The following is a 1,787-nucleotide window of genomic DNA, read 5'->3' as shown; positions in this document are numbered from 1 at the left end:
GCCGGCCGCGCAAGGCGTGCTGGCAGCCGTGCAGACCCTGCGTGAGATGAACGCCGACAACCTGCGCAAGGTGCCGGCCGATGCACCCACGGCCTTCATCAAGCCGCGCTGGAAGCCGCTGGTGATCACCCCGGAAGGCCTCGACCGGAAATTCTACGAAATCTGCGCCCTGTCCGAGCTGAAGAACGCCCTGCGCTCCGGCGACATCTGGGTCAAGGGCTCGCGGCAGTTCCGCGACTTCGACGACTACCTGCTGCCGGCCGAGAAGTTCGCCGCACTCAAGCGCGAGCAGGCCCTGCCCCTGGCGATCAACCCGAACAGCGACCAGTACCTGGAAGAGCGTTTGCAGCTGCTGGACGAGCAGTTGGCCACCGTCACCCGCCTGGCCAAGGACAACGAGCTGCCCGATGCCATCCTCACCGAGTCAGGGCTGAAAATCACCCCGCTGGATGCGGCGGTGCCGGATCGGGCGCAGGCGCTGATCGACCAAACCAGCCAGTTACTGCCGCGCATCAAGATCACCGAACTGCTGATGGACGTGGACGACTGGACGGGCTTCAGCCGCCACTTCACCCACTTGAAGGACGGGGCCGAGGCCAAAGACAGGACGTTGCTGCTGTCCGCAATCCTCGGTGATGCGATCAACCTCGGGCTGACCAAGATGGCCGAGTCGAGCCCCGGCCTGACCTACGCCAAGCTGTCCTGGCTGCAAGCCTGGCACATCCGCGACGAAACCTATTCGGCGGCCTTGGCCGAGCTGGTCAACCACCAGTATCGCCACGCCTTTGCCGCCCACTGGGGCGACGGCACGACCTCATCCTCCGATGGCCAGCGCTTCCGCGCGGGTGGCCGGGGCGAGAGCACCGGGCACGTCAACCCGAAGTACGGTAGCGAGCCGGGACGGCTGTTCTATACCCATATCTCCGACCAGTACGCGCCGTTCAGCACCCGCGTGGTGAATGTCGGCGTCCGCGATTCCACCTATGTGCTCGACGGCCTGCTGTACCACGAGTCCGACCTGCGGATCGAGGAGCACTACACCGACACGGCCGGCTTCACCGATCACGTCTTTGCCCTGATGCACCTGCTAGGCTTCCGCTTCGCGCCGCGCATCCGCGACCTCGGCGAAACCAAGCTGTACGTGCCGCAGGGCGTGCAAGCCTACCCGACGTTGCGCCCGCTGATCGGCGGCACCCTGAACATCAAGCACGTGCGTGCCCACTGGGACGACATCCTGCGCCTGGCCAGCTCGATCAAGCAGGGCACCGTCACCGCCTCGCTGATGCTGCGCAAGCTCGGCAGCTACCCGCGCCAGAACGGACTGGCCGTGGCCCTGCGCGAGCTGGGCCGGATCGAGCGCACGCTGTTCATCCTGGACTGGCTGCAAAGTGTTGAACTGCGCCGCCGCGTGCATGCCGGCCTGAACAAAGGTGAGGCGCGCAACTCGCTGGCCAGGGCGGTGTTCTTCAACCGCCTTGGGGAAATCAGGGATCGGAGCTTCGAGCAGCAGCGCTACCGGGCCAGCGGCCTCAACCTGGTGACGGCGGCTATCGTGCTGTGGAACACGGTGTACCTGGAACGCGCCACCCAGGGGTTGGTCGAGGCCGGCAAGCCGGTGGACGGCGAGCTGCTGCAATTCCTGTCGCCGCTGGGCTGGGAGCACATCAACCTAACCGGCGATTACGTCTGGCGGCAGAGCCGCAGACTGGAAGACGGGAAGTTTCGGCCCTTACGGATGCCCGGAAAACCTTAGCGTACGATTTTTTCCGAATTCTGCGGGCTCCCCT

1 pseudogene is annotated in these 1,787 nt (G+C 65.4%); it reads left to right on the top strand.

What is annotated here, in order from left to right:
* Window positions 1-1,753: pseudogene (locus tag A7589_RS22550) on the top strand (Tn3-like element TnAs1 family transposase); the annotation flags it as partial.
* Window positions 1,754-1,787 lie beyond the last annotated feature (34 nt).

The sequence above is a fragment of the Escherichia sp. MOD1-EC6475 genome, from assembly GCF_003046645.1.
GTDB lineage: Bacteria > Pseudomonadota > Gammaproteobacteria > Enterobacterales > Enterobacteriaceae > Escherichia > Escherichia ruysiae.
Note: the sequence above shows the minus strand (reverse complement) of the source record. Positions and strands in the feature narration are given on the sequence as shown.